General features: G+C 71.3%; 21 protein-coding genes. 17 read left to right on the forward strand and 4 right to left on the reverse strand.

All coding sequences use genetic code 11. From position 1 onward, the window contains the following. The first annotated feature begins 248 nt into the window (after positions 1-248). A complete protein-coding gene (locus ABZ194_RS14200; protein ID WP_355595993.1) occupies positions 249-740 on the forward strand; it encodes a GNAT family protein in 492 nt (163 codons plus the stop codon). 53 nt (positions 741-793) lie between these two features. Here the strand turns inward: ABZ194_RS14200 and ABZ194_RS14205 are convergent, their stop codons facing one another. Together ABZ194_RS14205 and ABZ194_RS14210 are read right to left on the reverse strand one after the other, a co-directional pair. Beyond that, complete coding sequence (locus ABZ194_RS14205) at positions 794-1,150, reverse strand: barstar family protein (protein ID WP_355595995.1); 357 nt, start codon at positions 1,148-1,150, stop codon at positions 794-796. A gap of 6 nt (positions 1,151-1,156) precedes the next feature. Further along, the gene (locus tag ABZ194_RS14210; protein WP_355595997.1) at positions 1,157-1,645 is read right to left on the reverse strand and encodes a ribonuclease domain-containing protein; all 489 of its coding nucleotides are present in this window, start codon (positions 1,643-1,645) and stop codon (positions 1,157-1,159) included. A gap of 101 nt (positions 1,646-1,746) precedes the next feature. Here ABZ194_RS14210 and ABZ194_RS14215 point away from each other — a divergent pair, with 101 nt between their 5' ends. The 7 genes from ABZ194_RS14215 (at position 1,747) to rfbD (ending at position 7,301) form a co-directional block, all read left to right on the forward strand. Then, a complete protein-coding gene (locus ABZ194_RS14215; protein ID WP_355595999.1) occupies positions 1,747-2,601 on the forward strand; it encodes an EamA family transporter in 855 nt (284 codons plus the stop codon). A 69-nt stretch (positions 2,602-2,670) separates the two neighbouring features. Further along, entirely contained in the window at positions 2,671-2,949 is a 279-nt protein-coding gene (locus ABZ194_RS14220; RefSeq protein WP_355596001.1) for an FCD domain-containing protein, read from the forward strand. Between the two features lie 126 nt (positions 2,950-3,075). Continuing rightward, positions 3,076-3,390, forward strand: coding sequence for a hypothetical protein (locus ABZ194_RS14225; protein ID WP_355596003.1), 315 nt, complete (start codon positions 3,076-3,078; stop codon positions 3,388-3,390). 242 nt (positions 3,391-3,632) lie between these two features. Next, the gene (locus ABZ194_RS14230) at positions 3,633-5,087 is read left to right on the forward strand and encodes a sugar transferase (RefSeq protein WP_355596005.1); all 1,455 of its coding nucleotides are present in this window, start codon (positions 3,633-3,635) and stop codon (positions 5,085-5,087) included. Positions 5,088-5,089: 2 nt separating this feature from the next. Beyond that, positions 5,090-6,157, forward strand: a complete 1,068-nt coding sequence (locus tag ABZ194_RS14235) for a glucose-1-phosphate thymidylyltransferase (RefSeq protein WP_355596007.1) — start codon at positions 5,090-5,092, stop codon at positions 6,155-6,157. Further along, positions 6,154-6,447, forward strand: a complete 294-nt coding sequence (locus ABZ194_RS14240) for a hypothetical protein (RefSeq protein ID WP_355596009.1) — start codon at positions 6,154-6,156, stop codon at positions 6,445-6,447. Before ABZ194_RS14235 ends, ABZ194_RS14240 begins: the two co-directional genes overlap by 4 nt. Next, on the forward strand, positions 6,444-7,301 hold the full coding sequence (gene rfbD, locus ABZ194_RS14245; RefSeq protein WP_355596011.1) for a dTDP-4-dehydrorhamnose reductase: 858 nt from the start codon (positions 6,444-6,446) through the stop codon (positions 7,299-7,301). Before ABZ194_RS14240 ends, rfbD begins: the two co-directional genes overlap by 4 nt. Here the strand turns inward: rfbD and rfbC are convergent. Next, positions 7,291-7,959, reverse strand: coding sequence for a dTDP-4-dehydrorhamnose 3,5-epimerase (rfbC, locus tag ABZ194_RS14250; protein ID WP_355596013.1), 669 nt, complete (start codon positions 7,957-7,959; stop codon positions 7,291-7,293). The two genes, rfbD and rfbC, sit on opposite strands and share 11 nt — an antisense overlap. A gap of 131 nt (positions 7,960-8,090) precedes the next feature. On the opposite strand from rfbC, the gene ABZ194_RS14255 reads away from it, so the two are divergent. The 9 genes from ABZ194_RS14255 (at position 8,091) to ABZ194_RS14295 (ending at position 17,652) form a co-directional block, all read left to right on the forward strand. Next, on the forward strand, positions 8,091-9,326 hold the full coding sequence (locus tag ABZ194_RS14255; RefSeq protein WP_355596015.1) for a class I SAM-dependent methyltransferase: 1,236 nt from the start codon (positions 8,091-8,093) through the stop codon (positions 9,324-9,326). Then, on the forward strand, positions 9,323-10,114 hold the full coding sequence (locus ABZ194_RS14260; protein WP_355596017.1) for a sugar phosphate nucleotidyltransferase: 792 nt from the start codon (positions 9,323-9,325) through the stop codon (positions 10,112-10,114). The genes ABZ194_RS14255 and ABZ194_RS14260 overlap by 4 nt, the downstream gene beginning before the upstream one ends. Further along, positions 10,111-10,761 carry a PIG-L deacetylase family protein gene (locus ABZ194_RS14265; protein WP_355596019.1) on the forward strand — a complete coding sequence of 217 codons (651 nt, stop codon included), beginning with the start codon at positions 10,111-10,113 and terminating at the stop codon, positions 10,759-10,761. Before ABZ194_RS14260 ends, ABZ194_RS14265 begins: the two co-directional genes overlap by 4 nt. 5 nt (positions 10,762-10,766) lie before the next feature. Beyond that, positions 10,767-11,810, forward strand: a complete 1,044-nt coding sequence (locus tag ABZ194_RS14270; RefSeq protein WP_355596021.1) for an SDR family oxidoreductase — start codon at positions 10,767-10,769, stop codon at positions 11,808-11,810. Next, positions 11,800-13,086 (forward strand): DUF4910 domain-containing protein, encoded by a 1,287-nt coding sequence (locus ABZ194_RS14275; RefSeq protein WP_355596023.1) that lies wholly within the window; start codon positions 11,800-11,802, stop codon positions 13,084-13,086. Before ABZ194_RS14270 ends, ABZ194_RS14275 begins: the two co-directional genes overlap by 11 nt. Beyond that, on the forward strand, positions 13,083-14,141 hold the full coding sequence (locus ABZ194_RS14280; RefSeq protein ID WP_355596025.1) for a hypothetical protein: 1,059 nt from the start codon (positions 13,083-13,085) through the stop codon (positions 14,139-14,141). The genes ABZ194_RS14275 and ABZ194_RS14280 overlap by 4 nt, the downstream gene beginning before the upstream one ends. A gap of 85 nt (positions 14,142-14,226) precedes the next feature. Next, complete coding sequence (locus tag ABZ194_RS14285) at positions 14,227-15,753, forward strand: oligosaccharide flippase family protein (RefSeq protein ID WP_355596027.1); 1,527 nt, start codon at positions 14,227-14,229, stop codon at positions 15,751-15,753. 17 nt (positions 15,754-15,770) lie between these two features. Continuing rightward, positions 15,771-16,697 carry a glycosyltransferase family 2 protein gene (locus tag ABZ194_RS14290; RefSeq protein ID WP_355596029.1) on the forward strand — a complete coding sequence of 309 codons (927 nt, stop codon included), beginning with the start codon at positions 15,771-15,773 and terminating at the stop codon, positions 16,695-16,697. A 58-nt stretch (positions 16,698-16,755) separates the two neighbouring features. Then, positions 16,756-17,652 carry a hypothetical protein gene (locus ABZ194_RS14295; RefSeq protein ID WP_355596031.1) on the forward strand — a complete coding sequence of 299 codons (897 nt, stop codon included), beginning with the start codon at positions 16,756-16,758 and terminating at the stop codon, positions 17,650-17,652. A gap of 117 nt (positions 17,653-17,769) precedes the next feature. On the opposite strand, the gene ABZ194_RS14300 is transcribed toward ABZ194_RS14295, so the two are convergent. Next, positions 17,770-18,861 carry an acyltransferase gene (locus ABZ194_RS14300; RefSeq protein WP_355596033.1) on the reverse strand — a complete coding sequence of 364 codons (1,092 nt, stop codon included), beginning with the start codon at positions 18,859-18,861 and terminating at the stop codon, positions 17,770-17,772. Positions 18,862-19,058 lie beyond the last annotated feature (197 nt).

Below are 19,058 nucleotides of genomic sequence, written 5' to 3' on the forward strand. Positions count from 1 at the left end.
AACGGCTGCACAGTCACTGGTGACCGGCTGCGGGGACGGACGCTCGTGCCCCGCCCGGCGACGGTGAGCGGGGTACGGCCCGCCGCGTGCCTCCCCGCCGCCGGGGACGCCGGATCGGGAGGCGCCGCGTCCACGGCGGGGGTGGTCGCGCCGCCCCCGCCCCCGCGGGGGCCGGGGTCGTCGGGGTGTCTCTTGGGCGATGGTTTGGGGCTTCCGGGGAGTTCCGTCGGGAAATACCCTTGCGAAGCATGATTGACGTGGAGCTGCGTGGTTGGCGGCCCAGTGACGTCGGGGTCGTGATCGACGCGTTCAGGTCACCGGACGTGGCGGGGCAGGCGTCCCGGCCGATCGACACGGCTCAGGCGGCGCTGGAGTGGATGGGGCTGTGGGGTTTCCGCGACGACGCGCGGGCGTTCGCGGTGGTGGTGGGCGGCCGGGTGGTGGGGAACGTCGCGGTGAGCGACATCGACGCGCACGACACCGGCTGGGTGTCATACTGGATCGTTCCGTACGCCCGGGGCCGTGGGGTGGCGGTGGCCGCGGCCGTGAAACTGGCGGAGTGGGCGTTCCGTGAGCGGGGGCTGTTCCGGCTGGAGCTGGGGCACCGGCTCAGCAATCTCGCCTCCTGCGCGGTGGCGACCAGGGCGGGGTTCGTGGCCGAGGGAATCGAGCGGGCCAAGCTGAGCCACGACGGTGTCCGGTACGACGTCGAACGGCACGCCCGCCTGGCCACCGACTGATCCGGCCGATCTGCGGCCCTGATTTCCCGCCCGGCCGGGAGTGGGACGGCGGTTCAGTCGCTCAGCAGCAGGACGGACAGGAAGGCGGCTTTCGGGGTGTCGTCGGCGACGGCGTCGGCGAGTACGTTCCGGATCGCCTCGTAGGCGGCGGGGTCGGCATCCCGCAGCACCGCCGACCGCGACCAGATCAGCAGGTGCTCTCCCTCGGGCAGCCACGTCAGATCGGTCAGGCAGTCGTAGAGCGCGTCGAGGTTGTGCCCGAAGTAGTCGGGGAACCACAGGGCCACGGCGATGGCGGCCATGGCCTCGGCGGAGGTGGTGATCTGTGAACCGTCGATTCGGTGTGTTCGGGCGCCGACGTGCGCGGCCTCGGTGATCCGCGGGTCCTCTTCGAACGTTCCCCTGTGCACCGCCGACTACCTCCGCACGTCGACGACGACGAAGGAGCGGTAGTGGTCGCCGGTGTAGTAGATCTCCCGGGTTCCGTCGCCGCTGATCAGCCGCCGCGCTCCCCGGTCGCGGCTGCCGGGGGTGGGCACCGTGTACTCCCGGTAGTACCCCCGGTCCCGCGACGGCAGGCGGCCCTCCCGGTTCTGGAAGACCACGCCGTCGCGCGAGTAGGGGAAGGGGCCGCCGTTCACGACGAGCCGCCAGGTGACGGCGGCCTCGGCGGGCAGCTCGGACAGTGCCTTGACGGGCAGCGCGCGGGTTGTCCCCGCGCGGGGGCGAGGCGTACCGCCGGGCGCGGTGGGCGAGACGGGCGCGGTGGGTGAGACGCGGTGGGTGGCGCTCGGCCCGGCGTTCTCCGTGGGCGAGGTGTGAGCCCGCACCGCCGTCTCGGCGGGCGCGCATCCGGCCAGCAGTAGCACGGCGGAGGCGAGCGCGACAATTCCCCGATGTATCACCTGGCCAAGCTACCTGGCTGCGAATCGGGAGAAACGGTGAGGTAGGTGTGGCGACCCGAAAGGATTGGACAAATATTGTCCGGTTGTCAGACAGTATGGGGATGAAGCTCGCCGTCGTGGGGGCCGCCGTGCTCTGGGGTACCGCGGGCACCGCGGGGCTGCTGGCCGCCGGGGTCGACCCGGTCTCCCTGGCCTCGGCCCGCCTGGTGGTCGGAGGGCTGGTGCTCGGGGCCGTCGCGGGGCCGGCTCTGCGGCTGCTGCCCCGCAGGGGCCTGCTCGTCTCCGCCGCGGTCGCCGTGGCCGCGTATCAGCTCTGCTTCTTCGCGGCGGTCGGCCTGACCGGTGTGGCCGTCGGCACCGTGGTCGCCATCGGCAGCGGTCCCGTCTTCACCGGCCTGCTCTCCTGGCTGCTCGACGGTCACCCTCCCACCCGGCGCTGGGCCGGGGCGACCGCGGTGGCGATCGCGGGCTGTGCCGTACTGACCGGTGGCGGAGGCGAGGCGCGGGTGGACGGTGTGCTGCTCGCGCTGCTCGGCGGCCTGCTCTACGCGTTCTACGCGGTGACGGCCGCCCGGGTGATCGGCGCCGGGGCCCCGTCCAACGCGGTGATGGGCGCGATGTTCGGCGGGGCCGCCGTCGTCATGTTCCCGGTCCTGCTCTGGACGGGCACCGCCTGGCTCACCGAGCCGCGCGGCCTGCTCACCGCCCTCTACCTCGGCTGCGCCACCACCGCGCTGGCCTACCTCCTGTACGGCAGGGGCCTGCGCGCCACCCCCGTGGCGATCGCCGCCACCCTCGCCCTCGCCGAACCCGCGGTCGCCGCCCTGCTCGGCGTGGTGGTGCTCGGCGAGCGGCTCACGCCGGTATCGGCCGGTGGGCTGGTGCTGCTCGGGGTGAGCCTGGTCGCGGTGGCCCTTCCGGAGCGTCGGGCGCCGGCGCTGGAGGCGTCGGCGTGACCGTCCCGATCCGTCCCGTCTCGGCCGTCGGCGCCCTCGCGGACGCCCTGCGCCGGCGGGTGCTCTCCGGTGAGATGGCGCCGGGCACCGCGCTGCCGGAAGCGGCTCTACGCCGTGCTGGCCGCCGAGACCAGGCTCGGCCTGGTGCGGTTGCGGGCCGTCTACCCCGACCGGGAGGTGCTGGTCGCCGAGCATCGGGACCTGCTGGAGGCGATCGGCCGAGGCCCGGTGGAGGACGCCAGGCGAGCCGTCGCCGCGCACCTCGATCACGGCTGGGGTGAGCGGCGGCCTCGGGCGGCCCGGCGCCGGGGCGGGGCGGGGGGCGCGGGTTCGCCGGAGCGCGGATAGCCCCGGGGCGCCGGCTCCGGGGTGGCCGTTGTCTGCCGAGTTGCCCGGCTCTCTTGCCTCGGGTGCCGTGCAGTCGTCACAATCGCGGCCATGTACGGCAATTCAGCGCCGGACTCCTATGTGTACGTGACCGAGGAAGGCGTGACCCGTCACCACGAGGACGGCAGCGTCGACGCTCTCGCGTGGGAGGACGTCGTCGAGGTGCGAGTGGTGGGCGGTAGAGACTCCGACATTCTCTACATTCTTCTCGACCGTGGCGGTCAGAGGTGTGTGGTGCCCGAATCGGCGATCGACGCGACCTTCCTCACTCGGCTCTGCTATTTGCCCGACTTCGATGCCGATCGGCTTGGCGCGGCGGTGGACGCGGCCGGTGACGGTTATGTCGTTGTCTGGCGGAGTCCCGACCCTCCGGCGTCTCTCCCGGATTTCGAATATGACTGACCCTCGACTGGTCGGTGAATTTATTCGGTCAAACGTACATGTTTGGACCGTTCCGTCAAGATGTTCGCTCTGTCCCGCTTAGGCCAGTAGTGGACAGTGGGGCGCTATTCCCCTGTTGAAAGGTGATCACTAGGATTTCCATGGGTATCCACGGTCCTGGTGTATTTCGGGAAAACTGTCAACCCTTGAAATGAGATGCGCGTCCCGTAGCTGTTAACGCTGGGGCATCTGGGTGGGGTGGTATGAAAGTGGGGACAGAGGAGCCCGCTGTTACGCTCCTCAACGGTTCGGTCAGGACGGCTCCAAGCATCTGGACCCGCTCCTACGCAAGGATTCTGCTGGCTGGAGATCTGGCCTGCGCGGTGGTCGCCTGTGAGTCGGTCCTCGGGGTCCGGCTCTGGTTCGGCGCGTTCATTCCCAGGACGGAGGCGCTGCTCGGGTTCGGCCTCGCCCTGGCGTGGCCGCTGTCGCTGGCGATCGGAGGCGCCTATCGCAAGCGTGCGCACGGTGAGGGGACGGAGGAGTTTCGGGCGGTTTTCGATGGCGGGGTCGGTTTGACGGCCGCTGTCGCAATTGGGGCTTATGCCACACAGACGACGATTGCCCGTAGTTTCGTGATGGCGATGTTCCCCCTCGCCCTTGTTCTCACGATTTTTTTCCGCTACCGGATGCGTAAACGGCTGCACCGCCGGCGCTCCCTCGGTGACTACATGCGGCAGGTGGTCGCCGTCGGGCACCGCGAATCGGTGCTTGACCTGGTGCTGCAACTACGCAGACAGCCCCACCACGGCATGACCGTGGTCGCCGTGTGCCTGCCGTCGGGGCCCGAGGCGATGGACGTCGACGGGATCCCGGTCTACGGCGGCTTCACCGACGTCGCCGCGGTGGTGGCCAAGGTCGACGCCGACGCCGTCGCCATCCTGGCCTGCCCCGAGCTCGACGGCGTCGCGCTGCGCAGGATCGCCTGGGGCCTGGAGGACGCGCGCACCGACCTGTTCGTGGCGCCCGCCCTGATGGACGTGGCGGGCCCGCGCATCAGTATCCGCCCGGTGGCCGGGATGCCGCTGCTCCACGTCGAACATCCCGAGTTCGACGGCGCCAAGCAGCTCGCCAAGAGCCTGTTCGACCGGGTCGCCGCCGGCTTCGCACTGCTGCTGCTGGCCGTGCCCATGCTGGTCATCACCGCGGCGATCCGCGCGACCAGTCCGGGACCGGCGCTGTTCCGCCAGGTCAGAGTGGGCAGGGGCGGTGTGGAGTTCAGGGTCCTGAAGTTCCGCACCATGGTCAACGACGCGGAACGGCTCAAGCTCGACCTGCGGCGGCACAACGAGTTCAGCGGCGTGCTCTTCAAGATGAAGAAGGACCCGAGGATCACCCGCGTCGGGACCTTCCTGCGCAGGTACTCCCTGGACGAGCTACCGCAGCTGATCAACGTGATCCGGGGGGAGATGTCGCTCGTCGGGCCGAGGCCGCCGCTGCCCGACGAGGTCGCGCAGTACGGCGCCGACGTGCGCCGCCGCCTGGTCGTCAAGCCGGGCATGACCGGCCTCTGGCAGGTCAGCGGTCGCTCCGACCTGAGCTGGGAGGAGTCGGTCCGCCTGGACCTGCGCTACGTCGAAAACTGGTCGCTCTTTCTGGACCTGCAGATCCTCTGGAAGACCTGGAGCGCCGTCACCGGCGGAGAAGGGGCCTACTAGCAGTGAAAGCTCTCGTGCTCGCGGGCGGATCGGGCACCCGGCTACGGCCGATCACCCACACCTCCGCCAAACAGCTCGTCCCGGTGGCCAACAAGCCCGTGCTCTTCTACGGGCTGGAGGCCATCGCGGCCGCCGGGATCAGCGAGATAGGGATCGTCGTCGGCGACACGCAGGCCGAGATCGAGGCGGCCGTGGGCGACGGCTCCGCGCTCGGCCTGCGGGTCACCTACCTGCGCCAGCGGGCCCCGCTCGGGCTCGCCCACGCGGTGCTGATCGCCCGCGACTACCTCGGCGACGACGACTTCGTCATGTATCTCGGTGACAACTTCATCCTCGGCGGCATCGGCGACCTGGTGGACCGGTTCGCCCGCGACCGGCCGGCCGCCCAGATCATGCTCACCCGGGTCGGCGACCCCCGGCAGTTCGGCGTCGCCGAGCTCGACGCCGGTGGGCGGGTCATCGGGCTGGAGGAGAAGCCGGACAACCCCAAGAGCGACCTCGCCCTCGTCGGCGTCTACCTGTTCACCCCGGCGATCCACGAGGCCGTGGCCGAGCTCAAGCCGTCGTGGCGGGGCGAGCTGGAGATCACCGACGCGCTCCAGTGGCTGATCGAGCAGGGGCACTGGGTCGAGTCCACCGTCATCTCCGGCTACTGGAAGGACACCGGGAACGTCACCGACATGCTTGAGGTCAACCGGCTCGTCCTGGAGTCCCTGGACGGCCGGATCGACGGCCGGGTGGACGACGCCAGCGAGCTGATCGGCCGGGTGGTCGTCGAGGCGGGCGGCGTGGTGCGCAGATCCCGCATCGTCGGTCCGGCGATCATCGGCGCCGGGGCCCGCGTGGTGGACAGCTACATCGGTCCCTTCACCTCGATCGCGGCCGACTGCGTGGTCAGCGGCAGCGAGATCGAGTACTCGATCGTGCTGCCCAGGGCCTCGATCTCCGGGGTGTCCCGCATCGAGGCGTCGCTGATCGGCCATGACGTCGAGGTCACCCCGGCCCCCAACACCCCCAGAGCCCACCGTCTCGTGCTGGGCGATCACAGCAAGGTGCAGATCAGTTCATGAAGGTCCTGGCTGTCGGCTGTGCCGGGCTCATCCATCCCCGGCACGCCGCCGAACCTCCCCTGGACCGGTCCATTCGGGGGAGACGCGCGGCCGTTCACGGCCCGACGGTGTCCACCACGCGCCGCGGCGGCACCCGCCACGGTCCCTACCAGTGTCCGGAGAAGATGATTCCTCCCTTCGTCGTCAACCCGCTGCCCAGAGCCGGAGGCCACGTCGCCGGCCGGTGCTCCGCCACCCGGCTCGCCGCCGGGCGCGCGCCCGCCGGCACCCAGGGCGGGGAGGTCCGATGAGCCGGTGGCTGGTCACCGGCTCATCGGGCATGCTCGCGACCGAGTTGCTGGCCCACCTGGCGGCGGCCGGGGAGCCGGTCGTCGCGCTCCGCAGGGACGACCTCGACCTGTGCGACGGGCCCGCCGTACGCGAACGGGTGGCGGAGCACCGGCCGGAGATCGTGGTGAACTGCGCGGCGTGGACGGCGGTGGACGACGCCGAGGCGCGCGAGGACGAGGCGCTCGCCGTCAACGGGCACGGGACGCGGACGCTGGCCGAGGCGTGTGAGCGGGCCGGCGCGCGGATGATCCAGCCCTCCACCGACTACGTCTTCGACGGGACCGCCCTGGACCCCTACCGTGAGGACGCGCCGACCTCGCCGGTCAACGCCTACGGGCGGACCAAGCTCGCCGGCGAGCGCGCCGTGCTGGAGGTGCTGCCCCGCACCGGCTACGTGGTGCGGACCGCCTGGCTGTACGGCGCGACCGGCAGGAGCTTCGTCCGCGCGATCGCCGCGGCCGAGAGGACCAGGCCGGTCCTGGAGGTCGTCGAGGACCAGGTCGGCCAGCCCACCTGGGCGGGTGACCTGGCCGGCTGGATCGTCGCGCTGGGGCGGTCCGCGCCTCCGGCGGGTGTCTACCACGCCACCGCCTCCGGCCAGACGAGCTGGTACGACTTCGCCAGGGAGATCTTCAGCCTGGTCGGCGCCGACCCGGACCGGATCACCCCGGTCTCCTCCAAGGACTTTCGGCGGCCCGCGCCGCGCCCGGCCTACAGCGTGCTGGGGCACGACCGCTGGAACCGGGCGGGGCTGCCGGCGTTGCGCGACTGGCGAGAGGCGTTACGGGAATCCGATGTGCTCGTCAGCGACTAGGCGTGGAGGGGGCGCGTTCCGGCGTGGCCGGGTGGTGACCGGACGGGGTGAGATCGCCGCGGTCGCGCCGGGCGAGGCTCTCGTAGTGGGCGAGGCACGCGCCGTGGTCGGGCAGCAGGCCCGCGGCCAGGGCCTCCTGGAGGGTGGGGGCGGCGGCGTCCTTGTCCGACAGGATCGGCTCCAGGCCGGCGGGCCAGTCGATCCCGATGGCCGGGTCCAGCGGGTGGACCTCGTGTTCGCGTCCGGGGGCGTAGGGCCGCGAGCACAGGTAGACGATCGTCGCCGACTCGCTCAGCGCCATGAAGGCGTGGCCGATCCCCTCGGCGACGTAGAGGCCGCGGCGGGTCTCGTCGTCCAGGCGCACGGCCTCCCAGCGGCCGAACGTGGGCGAGCCGGCGCGGATGTCCACCACCACGTCGAGGACGGCCCCGGAGACGCACGTGACGTACTTGGCCTGGCCGGGGGGCACGTCCGCGAAGTGGATGCCCCGCAGGACGCCACGCCGGGAGACCGAGCAGTTGACCTGGGCGAGGTCCATCGGACGCCCGGTGGACTCCCGCAGGTCGGCCGCGCGGTAGCTCTCCAGGAACGCGCCGCGTGGATCGGTGTGGACACGCGGGGTGTGGCACCAGGTTCCGTCGATGCTGAGGGGTTCCATGGGGCGAAGCATGCCACAGCGGGCGGTTGTAACACCCCCGAAAGATCAGGCGAAATCCTAGGGTTCGAAGGCGATGAAATGATCTTGATGGATACCGGCGGAGCCGCGGCGCGCGGCGAGGGAGCGTAGTGATGACAATCTGCCGGCTGTGTGGTTCGACGAGCCTCGCCAGCGTCGTCGACCTTGGGGCGACACCCCCCTGTGAACGGTTTCTCACCGCCGAACAGCTCGACGAGCCCGAGGTCACCTACCCGCTGCACCTGAGGGTGTGCACCGGCTGCGGGCTGGCGCAGATCCCGCCGCTGATCACCCCGGAGGACACCTTCACCGAGTACGCCTACTTCTCGTCCTACTCGACGTCGTGGGTGGAGCACGCGAGGCGGTTCGTGCACGGCGCGGTCGACCGGCTGGGGCTGGACGACGGCTCGTTCGTGGTCGAGGTGGCCAGCAACGACGGCTACCTGCTCGGGCACGTGGTCGACCTGGGCATCCGGTGCCTCGGCGTCGAGCCGTCCAGGAACGTCGGCCAGGCGGCCAGGGAGCGGGGCGTGCCGACCGTCACCGCGTTCCTCGGCCCCGAGACGGGCGCCGGGGTGCGCGCGGAGCACGGGCCCGCCGACCTGGTGGTGGCCAACAACGTCTACGCCCACATCCCCGACGTCGCCGGGTTCACCAGGGGGCTGCGGGCGCTCGTGGCCGACGACGGCTGGGTCTCCGTCGAGGTCCAGCACCTGCTGACGCTGATGGAGCACAACCAGTACGACACGATCTACCACGAGCACTTCCAGTACTACACGGTCGCCTCCGCGCAGCGCGCCCTGGCCTCCGGCGGCCTGTCCCTGGTGGACGTCGAGCCGCTGCCCACACACGGAGGCTCGATCCGCCTGTGGGCGCGGCCCGAGGAGGCGGCGGGCGAGCCCGGCGAGCGGGTGGCCGAGGTGCTCGCCGCCGAGAAGGCGGCGGGCCTGCACGAGCTGTCGGGATACGCCGAGTTCGCCGCGCGGGTGGCCCGGGTACGGCGAGACCTGCTGAGATTCCTCGTCGAGGCCGCCGAACAGGGGAGGACCGTGGTCGGCTACGGCGCGCCCGGCAAGGGCAACACGCTGCTCAACCACTGCGGGATCCGCGCCGACCTGCTCCGGTACACGGTGGACCGCAACCCCTACAAGCACGGCAGGTTCACCCCCGGCACCCGGATCCCGATCCTGCCGCCCGAGCGGATCGCCGAGGACCGGCCCGACTACGTGCTGGTCCTGCCCTGGAACCTCCGTGAGGAGCTCACCGGCCAGCTGTCCTTCGTCCACGACTGGGGAGGCCGGCTGGTCTTCCCGATTCCCAGCCTGGAGATCGTCGAGGTGAACCCGTGAAGGTCGTTCTCTTCTGCGGTGGATACGGAACGCGGATGCGCAGCGGCACCCCGGGCGACGTGCCCAAGCCCATGCAGCTCGTGGGGCCCCGGCCGCTGATCTGGCATGTGATGCGGTACTACGCCCACTTCGGGCACACCGAGTTCGTCCTCTGCCTCGGGTACGGCGCGCACCACATCAAGGACTTCTTCCTCAACTACCAGGAGGCCACCTCCAACGACTTCGTGCTGCGCGGCGGTGAGGTCGAGCTGCTCTCCACCGACATCTCCGACTGGTCGATCTCGTTCGTGCAGACCGGGATCGAGTCGCCGATCGGCGAGCGGCTCCGCCGGGTCCGCGAGCACCTCGACGGTGACGAGATGTTCCTGGCGAACTACGCCGACGTGCTCACCGACGCGCCGCTGCCGGAGATCGTCGACCGTTTCGCCGCGTCCGGCGCCGGCGCCTCCATGATGGTCGTCCCGCCGTCGGACACCTTCCACTGCATCGAGCTCGGCGAGCACGGCATGGTCGGCGGGATCACGCCGGTCAGCCAGATGCCGCTCTGGGTCAACGGCGGGTACTTCGTGCTCCGCCAGGAGGTCTTCGACCACATCCCGCCGGGCGGCGACCTCGTCGCGGACGGCTGCGCCGAGCTCGCCAAGCGCGGCAGGATGCTCGCCTACCCGCACCGGGGGTACTGGCGGCCGACCGACACCGTCCGGGAGCGGATCGCCCTGGACGAGGCGTACTCGCGCGGCGACCGGCCGTGGGCGCTCTGGGAGCGCGAACCGGCGGGGCGGGCGTGATCGGGTTCAGGCCGGGGGAGGTGCGCCGGATCGCGCTGCTCGCCGCGCACTGCGACGACATCGCCATCGGCGCGGGCGGCACCCTGCTCACCGCCTGCGGCGGGCGCCCCGGGGTCCGGGTGGACGCGCTGGTGCTCTCCGGCGGCGGCACCGAGCGGGAGGACGAGGAGCACGCGGCGCTGACGGCCTTCTGCCCCGGCGCCGACCTGCGGCTCACCGTGCTGAAGCTGCCCGACGGGCGGCTGCCCTCCCACTGGGAGGAGGCCAAGACCGCCGTGGAGGAGCTGCGCGCGCGGACCGAGCCCGATCTGCTGTTCGCCCCGCACCCCGCGGACGCCCACCAGGACCACCGGGGCCTGGCGAAGCTGGTGCCCACGGCCTTCCGCGACCACCAGGTGCTCGGCTACGAGATCGTCAAGTGGGACGGCGACCTCGGACGGCCGTCGGCCTACCAGCCGCTCGCGCCCGAGGTGGCCGAGGCGAAGGTGGCCCTGCTCCAGCGGCACTACCCCTCACAACGGCGACGTCCCTGGTACGACCGCGAGGCGTTCCTCGGACTGGCCCGCATCCGCGGTATCGAGTGCCACTCGCGCTACGCGGAGGCGTTCCACACGAACAAGCTGACTCTCGATCTGACTGGAGGATGAACCGGATGCGCGTGCTGCTGACCGGGCACCAGGGGTACCTGGGAAGTGTGATGGCCCCGGCGCTCGCCGGAGCGGGCCACGAGGTGATCGGCCTGGACTCCGGGCTGTTCGCCGACTGCCTCCTGGGGCCCGCGCCCGACGACCCGGCCGGTCACCCGGTCGATCTGCGGGACGTCACCGCCGCCGAACTGGCCGGCGTGGACGCCGTGGTGCACCTGGCCGCACTGTCGAACGACCCGCTCGGCTCGCTGGCGCCCGAGCTGACCTATGACATCAACCACCACGCCTCGGTACGGCTGGCCCGGCTGGCCCGCGAGGCGGGTGTGCGGCGTTTCCTGTACGCCTCCACCTGCTCGGTCTACGGCGCCTCGGGCGGCGACGACCTGGTCGGGGAGGACGCGCCGCTCCGCCCGGTGACCCCCTACGCCGAGTCCAAGGTCCGGGTCGAGGCCGACCTGGCCGACCTGGCCGACGACGACTTCACCCCGGTGTTCCTGCGCAACGCCACCGCGTTCGGGTTCTCGCCCCGGCTCCGCGCGGACATCGTGCTGAACAACCTGGTGGGGCACGCGCTGCTCTCGGGCGAGGTGCGGGTGCTGTCGGACGGCACCCCGTGGCGTCCGCTGGTCCACGCCGAGGACATCGCCGGGGCCTTCGTCCACACGCTGGCCGCCCCCCGGGACGCCGTGCACGCCAGGGCGTTCAACGTCGGCACCGAACAGAACAACGTGACCGTCGCGGAGATCGCGGCCGAGGTCGTCGAGGCGGTGCCCGGCGCCGAACTGGTGATCACCGGTGAGGCCGGCGCCGACCCGCGCTCCTACCGGGTGGACTTCTCCCGCATCCGGGCCGCGCTCCCCGGCTACCAGGCGCGCTGGACCGTCAAGGCGGGCGCGGTCGAGCTGGTGGAGACCTACGGGCGGCTGGGGCTGACCGAGCACGACTTCCAGCACCGCTTCACCAGGCTCGCGCGGCTGGCCGCCCGGCGCGCGGCCGGCACCGTCGACGACTCGCTACGACCGTCCGGGGCGGTCACCAGTGACGGTTGAGGCCGACGGGCGTGAGATGCACGCCCTGGTCAAGCGGCTCTACCCCATCTGCCGGAGCATCACAGGCGACGGGGTCCGCCGCACGCTGGACATAGTCGGGGAGTCGGTGCCGCTGGAGATCAGCGAGGTGCCGACGGGGACGGAGGTCCTCGACTGGACGGTTCCCCGGGAGTGGAACATCCGCGACGCCTACATCAAGGACGCCTCGGGCGCCCGGGTGGTCGACTTCGCCGAGTCCAACCTCCACGTGGTCGGCTACAGCGTCCCGGTGTCGGCCACCATGACCCTGGACGAGCTGCGCGAGCACCTGCACACGCTGCCCGGCCAGCCCGGCCTGATCCCGTACCGGACCAGCTACTACGCGGAGACCTGGGGCTTCTGCCTGCGGGAGAACACCCTGGCGACCCTGGGCGACGGCCCCTACGAGGTCCTGATCGACTCGACCCTGGCCGACGGGCACCTGACCTACGGCGAGTACGTCGTGCCGGGCCGGGTCGCCGACGAGGTGCTCGTCTCCTGCCACGTCTGCCACCCCTCGCTGGCCAACGACAACCTGGCGGGCATCGCGGTGGCGACCCGGCTCGCGCGCCGGCTGGCCGAGACCGCCCCGTGGTACACCTACCGCTTCCTGTTCACGCCGGGCACCATCGGCGCGATCACCTGGCTGGCGCGTAACCGGGAGCGCGTCGAACAGGTCAAGCACGGCCTCGTCCTGGCCTGCGCCGGCGACAGCGGCGTGCTGACCTACAAGCGCAGCAGGCAGGGGAACGCCGAGATCGACAGGGTGGTCCGGTACGTCCTGCGGACCTCGGGGCGCGACCACGAGATCGTCGACTTCTCCCCGTACGGCTACGACGAGCGGCAGTTCTGCTCGCCCGGCTTCAACCTGCCGGTCGGCTCCCTCACCAGGACGCCGTACGCCGGCTACCCGGAGTATCACACCTCCGCCGACGACCCGGACTTCGTCTCGCCGGAGGCGATGGCGGACACCCTGGAGACCTGCTGGGAGGTCACCCGGGTGCTGGAGCGCAACCGCCACTACCTCAACCTCAGCCCGTACGGCGAGCCGCAGCTCGGCAGGAGAGGTCTGTACGGCTCGCTGGGCGGGCGCAGCGACACCAGGCAGACGCAGATGGCGATGTTGTGGGTGCTGAACCTCTCCGACGGGGAACACAGCCTCCTCGACATCGCAGAACGGTCCCACCTGCCCTTCGCCGCCGTGGCGGACGCGGCACAGGCCCTGCGTGGTGCAGGACTCGTCAAGGAGTGGAGATGACACGGTCGCAGACCGTCACCGGTTCCGCGGTGCTCAACCTGCGGGTGGGGGAGATGGTGGAGGTGCTCGGCGAGGCCGAGATCATGGCCACGCTGGACGAGAGGGGGGAGCTGGAGGAGCTGCCCTTCATGCCGGAGATGCTGGCCTTCTGCGGGCGGCGGCTCACCGTGCACAAGGTGGCTTACAAGCTCTGCGACACCATCGGCCGCAGCGGCATGCGGAGGATGGAGCGCGCCGTGCACCTCACCGGCGCGCGGTGTGACGGGCAGGCGCACGGCGGGTGCCAGACGGCCTGCCTGATGTACTGGAAGGAGGCCTGGCTCAAGCGGGTGGACCCCGGCTCCCCCCCGCCGTCCGGCCCCCCGCCGGGTACCCACTCCGACGCGCGGTCCAACGCGCGGTCCAACGGCCTGGCCGCCGGCCGCCCCCTCCTGCCCGTTCTCCAGACGGCCGCCAGGAAGGAGCCCGGCTCCGACGGGGAGGAGCGCTTCTCCTGCCAGGCGACAGAGCTGCTGCGGGCCGCGCCCACCTGCCTGCCGCTCAAGGACGTCCGGCAGTACGTCACGGACGTGCGGACCGGCAACGCGAGCGTGTCCTTCACGCTCCGCGCGCTCCTGGTCGGGCTGTTCAACCGTTTTCAGGAGCGGAGCAGGCGGCTGCCGCGCCCGCTGCGGATCAAGGGCGGCCTGAAGTGGGGCTTCGTCCAGGGGCGGCTCGACGGCAGGACGCCGAGCGTGACGCTCGACCTCCAGCCGGGAGAGCTCGTCCGGATCAAGTCCAAGGAGGAGATCCTCAAGACGCTCAACCAGGACCTGCTCAACCGCGGGATGGGGTTCGAGGAGGAGATGTCGCGTTACTGCGGGCAGACGGCGCGGGTGCTCTCGCGGGTCGACCGCTGTATCGACGAGAGGACCGGGCGCATGCTCCGGATGAAGAGCTCCTGCATCATCCTGGACGGCATCGTCTGCGCGGGCGCGTACAGCGCCGGCTGCCCCCGGCAGTTCCTGCCGTTCTGGCGGGAGATCTGGCTTGAGCGGGTCAAGGAACCCGCCTGATCGAACCGGGACGCTGAGGCGGTGGCGGCGATGGCGACGGGCGATGGCGGCGACGGTCCGGCACCTGGCCGGTGAAGGGTAAGACATGGAACACACAGAGGGCGCCGGACCGGCGACGGTGGACGCGGAGTCCGGCCGATCGGGCACGGCCGCCTCCCAGGCGGGGGAGATCGGCCGTCAAGCCGGTCGCGGGCTGCGCTGGAGCGTGCTGGGCAACCTGGTGCTCAAGGCCGGTTCGTTCGCGATGAGCCTGGTCCTCGCCCGGCTGCTGGTGCCGGAGGACTTCGGTGTCTACGCCATCGCGCTGTCGGCGAGCCAGTTCGTCATCTACATCAACGACGCCGGCATCATCTCCGCCACCGTGCAGTGGCGGGGCAGGCTGGAGGACATGGCCCCCACGGCGACGGTCGTGGCCATCTCGTCGAGCGTCGCCCTGTACGGGGTGTTCTGGATCATCGCACCGTACTTCGCGGCCATGTCGGGCAGCGAGAGCGCCACCGGGGTGATCCGGGTGCTCACCGCCGTCAACCTCGTCTACGGGATGACGGCGGTCCGCAGCGCCGCGCTGCTGCGCAGGTTCGAGCAGGACAAGCTCACCAAGGCCAACATGGTGGGCTTCCTGGTGACCGCCCCGGTCTCCATCACCCTCGCGGCCAACGGCGCCGGGGCCTACAGCTTCGCCTGCGGCCAGCTCTGCGGCGCCGTGGTCACCGGTGTGCTGGTGGTCGTCTTCGCCAGGGTCAAGGTCGGCTTCGGCCTCGACCGGGCCACCGCCAAAAAACTGCTCGTCTTCGGGCTGCCGCTCTGCGCCAGCCTGGGCATCGAGGGGGTGCTGCTCAACGCCGACGCCGTCATCGTCGGCGACGCCCTCGGCCTCACCATGCTCGGCTACTACCTGCTGGCCTTCAACATCTCCAGCTGGCTGCCCGGCCTCGTCGGCACCGCCGTGCGCTACGTCGCGCTGCCCGGTTTCTCCCGGCTGGCCGAGGCGGACCGGGACTCGCTGTCGCGGGGGGTGCAGCAGGCGGTGCCGCTGCTGGTCTCCGTGGTCCTGCCCATCGCCGTCCTGCTGGGGACGCTCGCACCGGCGGTGGTGGTGTTCCTGTACGGCGAGCGCTGGCGGCCCTCCGCCGAGGTGCTGACCTTCCTGGCGATCGTCATGGTCGTGCGGATGCTGACCGCCCTGGCGTTCGACATCCTGGCCGCGATGGGCGCCACCAGGTCCACCATGTGGCTGAACCTCGGCTGGGCGGTGGCGCTGGTGCCCGCGCTGATGGCCGGCGCCCGCCTCGGAGGCATCCGCGGCGCCGCGATCGCGCACGCGACGATCGGCCTCCTGATCGCGCTGCCGCTGGCGGCGCTGGCACTGCACAGGGCGGGCGTGGTCCTGGCCCCGATCGCCGCGGCGGTGGCGCGTCCGCTGCTCGGCGGCGCGCTCTCCGCGGCCGTCACCGCGGGACTGGCCCAGCTCACCCACGGAGCCCCGTTCGTCCAGCTGGCCGTCGCGGGCGGCACGGGACTGCTCGTCTACGTCCTGGTCGTGGTGCCGCAGGCCGTACTCAGACAGCTGGGCGGCCGGGTGACCGAGTTGATTCCCGCACGTTCACGCTGACCCGACAAGGAGATCGGATGCTTGACTCCGACACGCTGGTGTCGATCGGACTTCCCGTGCGCAACGGCGCCGCGAGGCTGGAGGGTGTGGTCAGGTCGGTGCTGGCCCAGGACCACGGCGACATCGAGCTGGTGATCTGCGACAACGCCTCCACGGACGGCACCGAGGAGATCTGCAGGGAGCTGGCGCGCTCCGACGGCCGGATCGTCTACCGGCGGCATCCGGAGAACATCGGGCTGCTCAACAACTTCAGGTACGCCGGTGATCTCGCGCGGGGGACGTTCTTCCGCTGGATCGGCGACGACGACCGTCTGGAGCCCGGCTACGTCTCCCGTTCGCTCCAGGCGTTCGCCGAGGACGAGCGGCTCATCCTGGTCACCACCCAGATGTCCTACACCAACCCCGACGGGACGGTCCAGACCAGCGTCTACCAGAGCACCGCCCTGCTCTCCGGCGACCCCGTCGACCGGTTCGCCGAGATGCTCCGGGTGCTCAATGAGAACCACCTGATGATCGACCCGCTGTACGGTCTCATGCGCCGTGCCCCGGTGATGAGCATCCCCCGGCGCAACATGCTCCGGGAGGACGAGGTGTTCGCGACCAAGCTCGCGCTGGCCGGGCCGTGGGCCCACGTGCCCGAGGTGCTCGCCCACCGCCACTGGAAGCACGAGCACATCACCACGGTGGGCCACCGCCTCGGCGTGCCCTCCTGGCAGGCGCACTTCTCCTCGACCCTGCAGTATCTGGAGATCCTGCGCTGGCTGCGCGACGCCGACCTCGGTCTCACCGAGGACCAGCGGCGTCGCGCGCGCGCCGCCGCGCACCGGATGTACGCCCGCCGTCAGCGGCGGACCGCGTCACGGCGCGGTCGCAAGCTCGTACGGCTGGCCACCGGGATGCTCCTGCCGCGGCGCCCCTCCAAGGGCTCTCCGGCCGGCAGCTGATCATGAATTACCCAGTACGTGTCAGTCTCGTATGCCGCACACAGGAAGAGCCCTCAGGATGACCACCGTTTTCTCCAACAGCGTGGTGGACGACGACACCCGGCGCGGTCTGCTCTACGAGGGGAAGGTGTTCGTCTACTCCGCGACGCCGGCCTCCAGGGACCTCGTCGACTTCGCCCGCGAGCTGGTCGCCGAGGCGTTCGGCGACCGCGACCCGGAGACCGCCCAGTTCGACATGCCGGTCGAGGAGTTCGCGGCGCTGCTGGCCGACCTCAAGCCCCGGTTCATCCACCACCCGGAGTGCAAGAAGCTGCTGCCCGCGGTACTGGAGGAGCTCGGCTGCCGGCTCGACCGGACCTACTTCGACGTCCCCCGGCTGCGCACCTCCACCTCAGGCGACTATCTCACCTCCGGCATCTCCTACGCCTTCCACCCGCACCGCGACTGCTGGTACTCCGCGCCGTTCAACCAGATCAACTGGTGGATCCCGATCTACGCGGTGGTCCCGGAGAACGTGATGGCCTTCCACCCCGGATACTTCGACCGGCCGGTGCGCAACGGCAGCGCGCGTTACGACTACGCCGAGTGGAACCGGACCAGCAGGCTCACCGCGGCCCAGCACCTGCGCGGCGACACCAGGGAGCAGCCCAGGCCCGAGGAGCCGGTCGAGCTCGACCCGCAGGTCCGGGTCGTGCCCGAGCCCGGCGGGGTGATGCTGTTCTCCGGCGCGCAACTGCACTCGACGGTCCCCAACACCTCGGGCAGGACCCGCTTCAGCATCGACTTCCGCACGGTGAACCTCGACGACGTCCGGGCACGCCGGGGAGCGGTGAACGTGGACGCGGCGTGCACCGGGACCACCCTGCGCGACTTCGTGCGCTGCGCCGACCTCGACCCCATGCCCGAGGAGCTGGCGGGCGAGTACGAGGCCGAGGCACTGGCGCGGCTGGGCTGACGCCCTCCGGCCCCCGCACTCCGCCGGCCCCGCACTCCGTGGCGCGGGGCCGCGCCTCTAAAACAGGGATTCCGGCGAGGCCGCCCGAGCCCGCGCCCGGTGGCGCGGGGCCGCGGGCTACGGCGCGGGGCGCGCCGCCGCGCGCCTCCGAGACAGCCTGGCCCGTGCGGCACCGCGGAGTTCGGGCCAGCTCCGGTACCGCTGGAACGGGAGCTCGAAGACCGCCGCGAACAGCCGCGCGGTGAGCAGGGCCACCGGTACGGCCAGCGCGAGGACGGCCAGGAACGCCGGCAGCCCGGCGGTCACCCGCGGGGCGACGACCAGCTGGTGTATCGCCACCACGATCGGGGCGTGCACCAGGTAGAGCGTGTAGGAGAAGGAGCCCAGGCTCCGGATCGGCCTCAGGTCGAGCAGCCGCACCAGGGGCGCCGGCCGGCCGGTCGCCACCGCCGCCAGCAGCAGGGCCACCGAGGGGCCGAGCGCGATGTCGATCCAGAAGTAGTTCCCCACCGTCCAGACGGAGCCCTGTACGGCGATCACCGCGAACACCGGGACGGCGGCGAGCGCTGCGGCCCAGTGCCAGGGCAGCCGCCGTACCCGCTCCCCGGCGCCGAGCACGCCGGCGGCGACCACGCCCAGCGCGAACAGGACGGCGAACTGGGGGGTCAGCCGGATCAGCAGGTGCACCAGGGGCACGCCGGGGGCGAGCAGGCCGATCGCCGCCACGACCACGGTGACCGCCCCGAGCATCACGGGCGCGCCCGCCCTGCGCAGGATCAGCAGCAGCAGCGGGAAGGCGAGGTAGAGCTGTGCCTCGACGGCGATGGACCAGAAGGCCCCGTTGGGGCTGGGCGCGCCGAAGAGGTCCTGGAGCAGCAGGCCGTAGACGGCCACCGACTTGACCGTGGGCGGCGCCTCACCCGGCTGGCCGACCAGGGTCCAGGCGACCACCAGGCTGAACGCCAGGGCCGCCCAGTAGGGGGGGAGGATGCGCCAGGCGCGGCGCCGGGCGAAGCGCCGCACGCCGCCCAGCCGCCACCGCGACCTGGCGGGGGACACCGCCAGTGAGAAGCCCGACAGCACGATGAACACGACCACCGCGAAGTGCCCGTAGAGCAGCCAGTGGAGCCAGCCGGGACCGGTGGCGGCCGGATAGCCGGGAAAGGAGAGCAGCCAGCAGTGGTGGAGCATGACGAAAAGGGCGGCCACGCCGCGGATTCCGTCCAGTCCCGCCAGCCTGCCACGTGGTTCCCCGGGTGGCGCCGACGGGGAAATGTTCGTGGGACGATCCAGGACATCCTCGCCAGAGGAATCCATCAATGCCCACCGAGGGGGCCGTCGCCTTTAGGCGACGGGGGAATCGGGGGCGGGAGGGCCGCCAGGGCCCGAGCGTGCCCTGACCCGCT

The organism is Streptosporangium sp. NPDC006007 (assembly GCF_040614315.1).
GTDB lineage: Bacteria > Actinomycetota > Actinomycetes > Streptosporangiales > Streptosporangiaceae > Streptosporangium.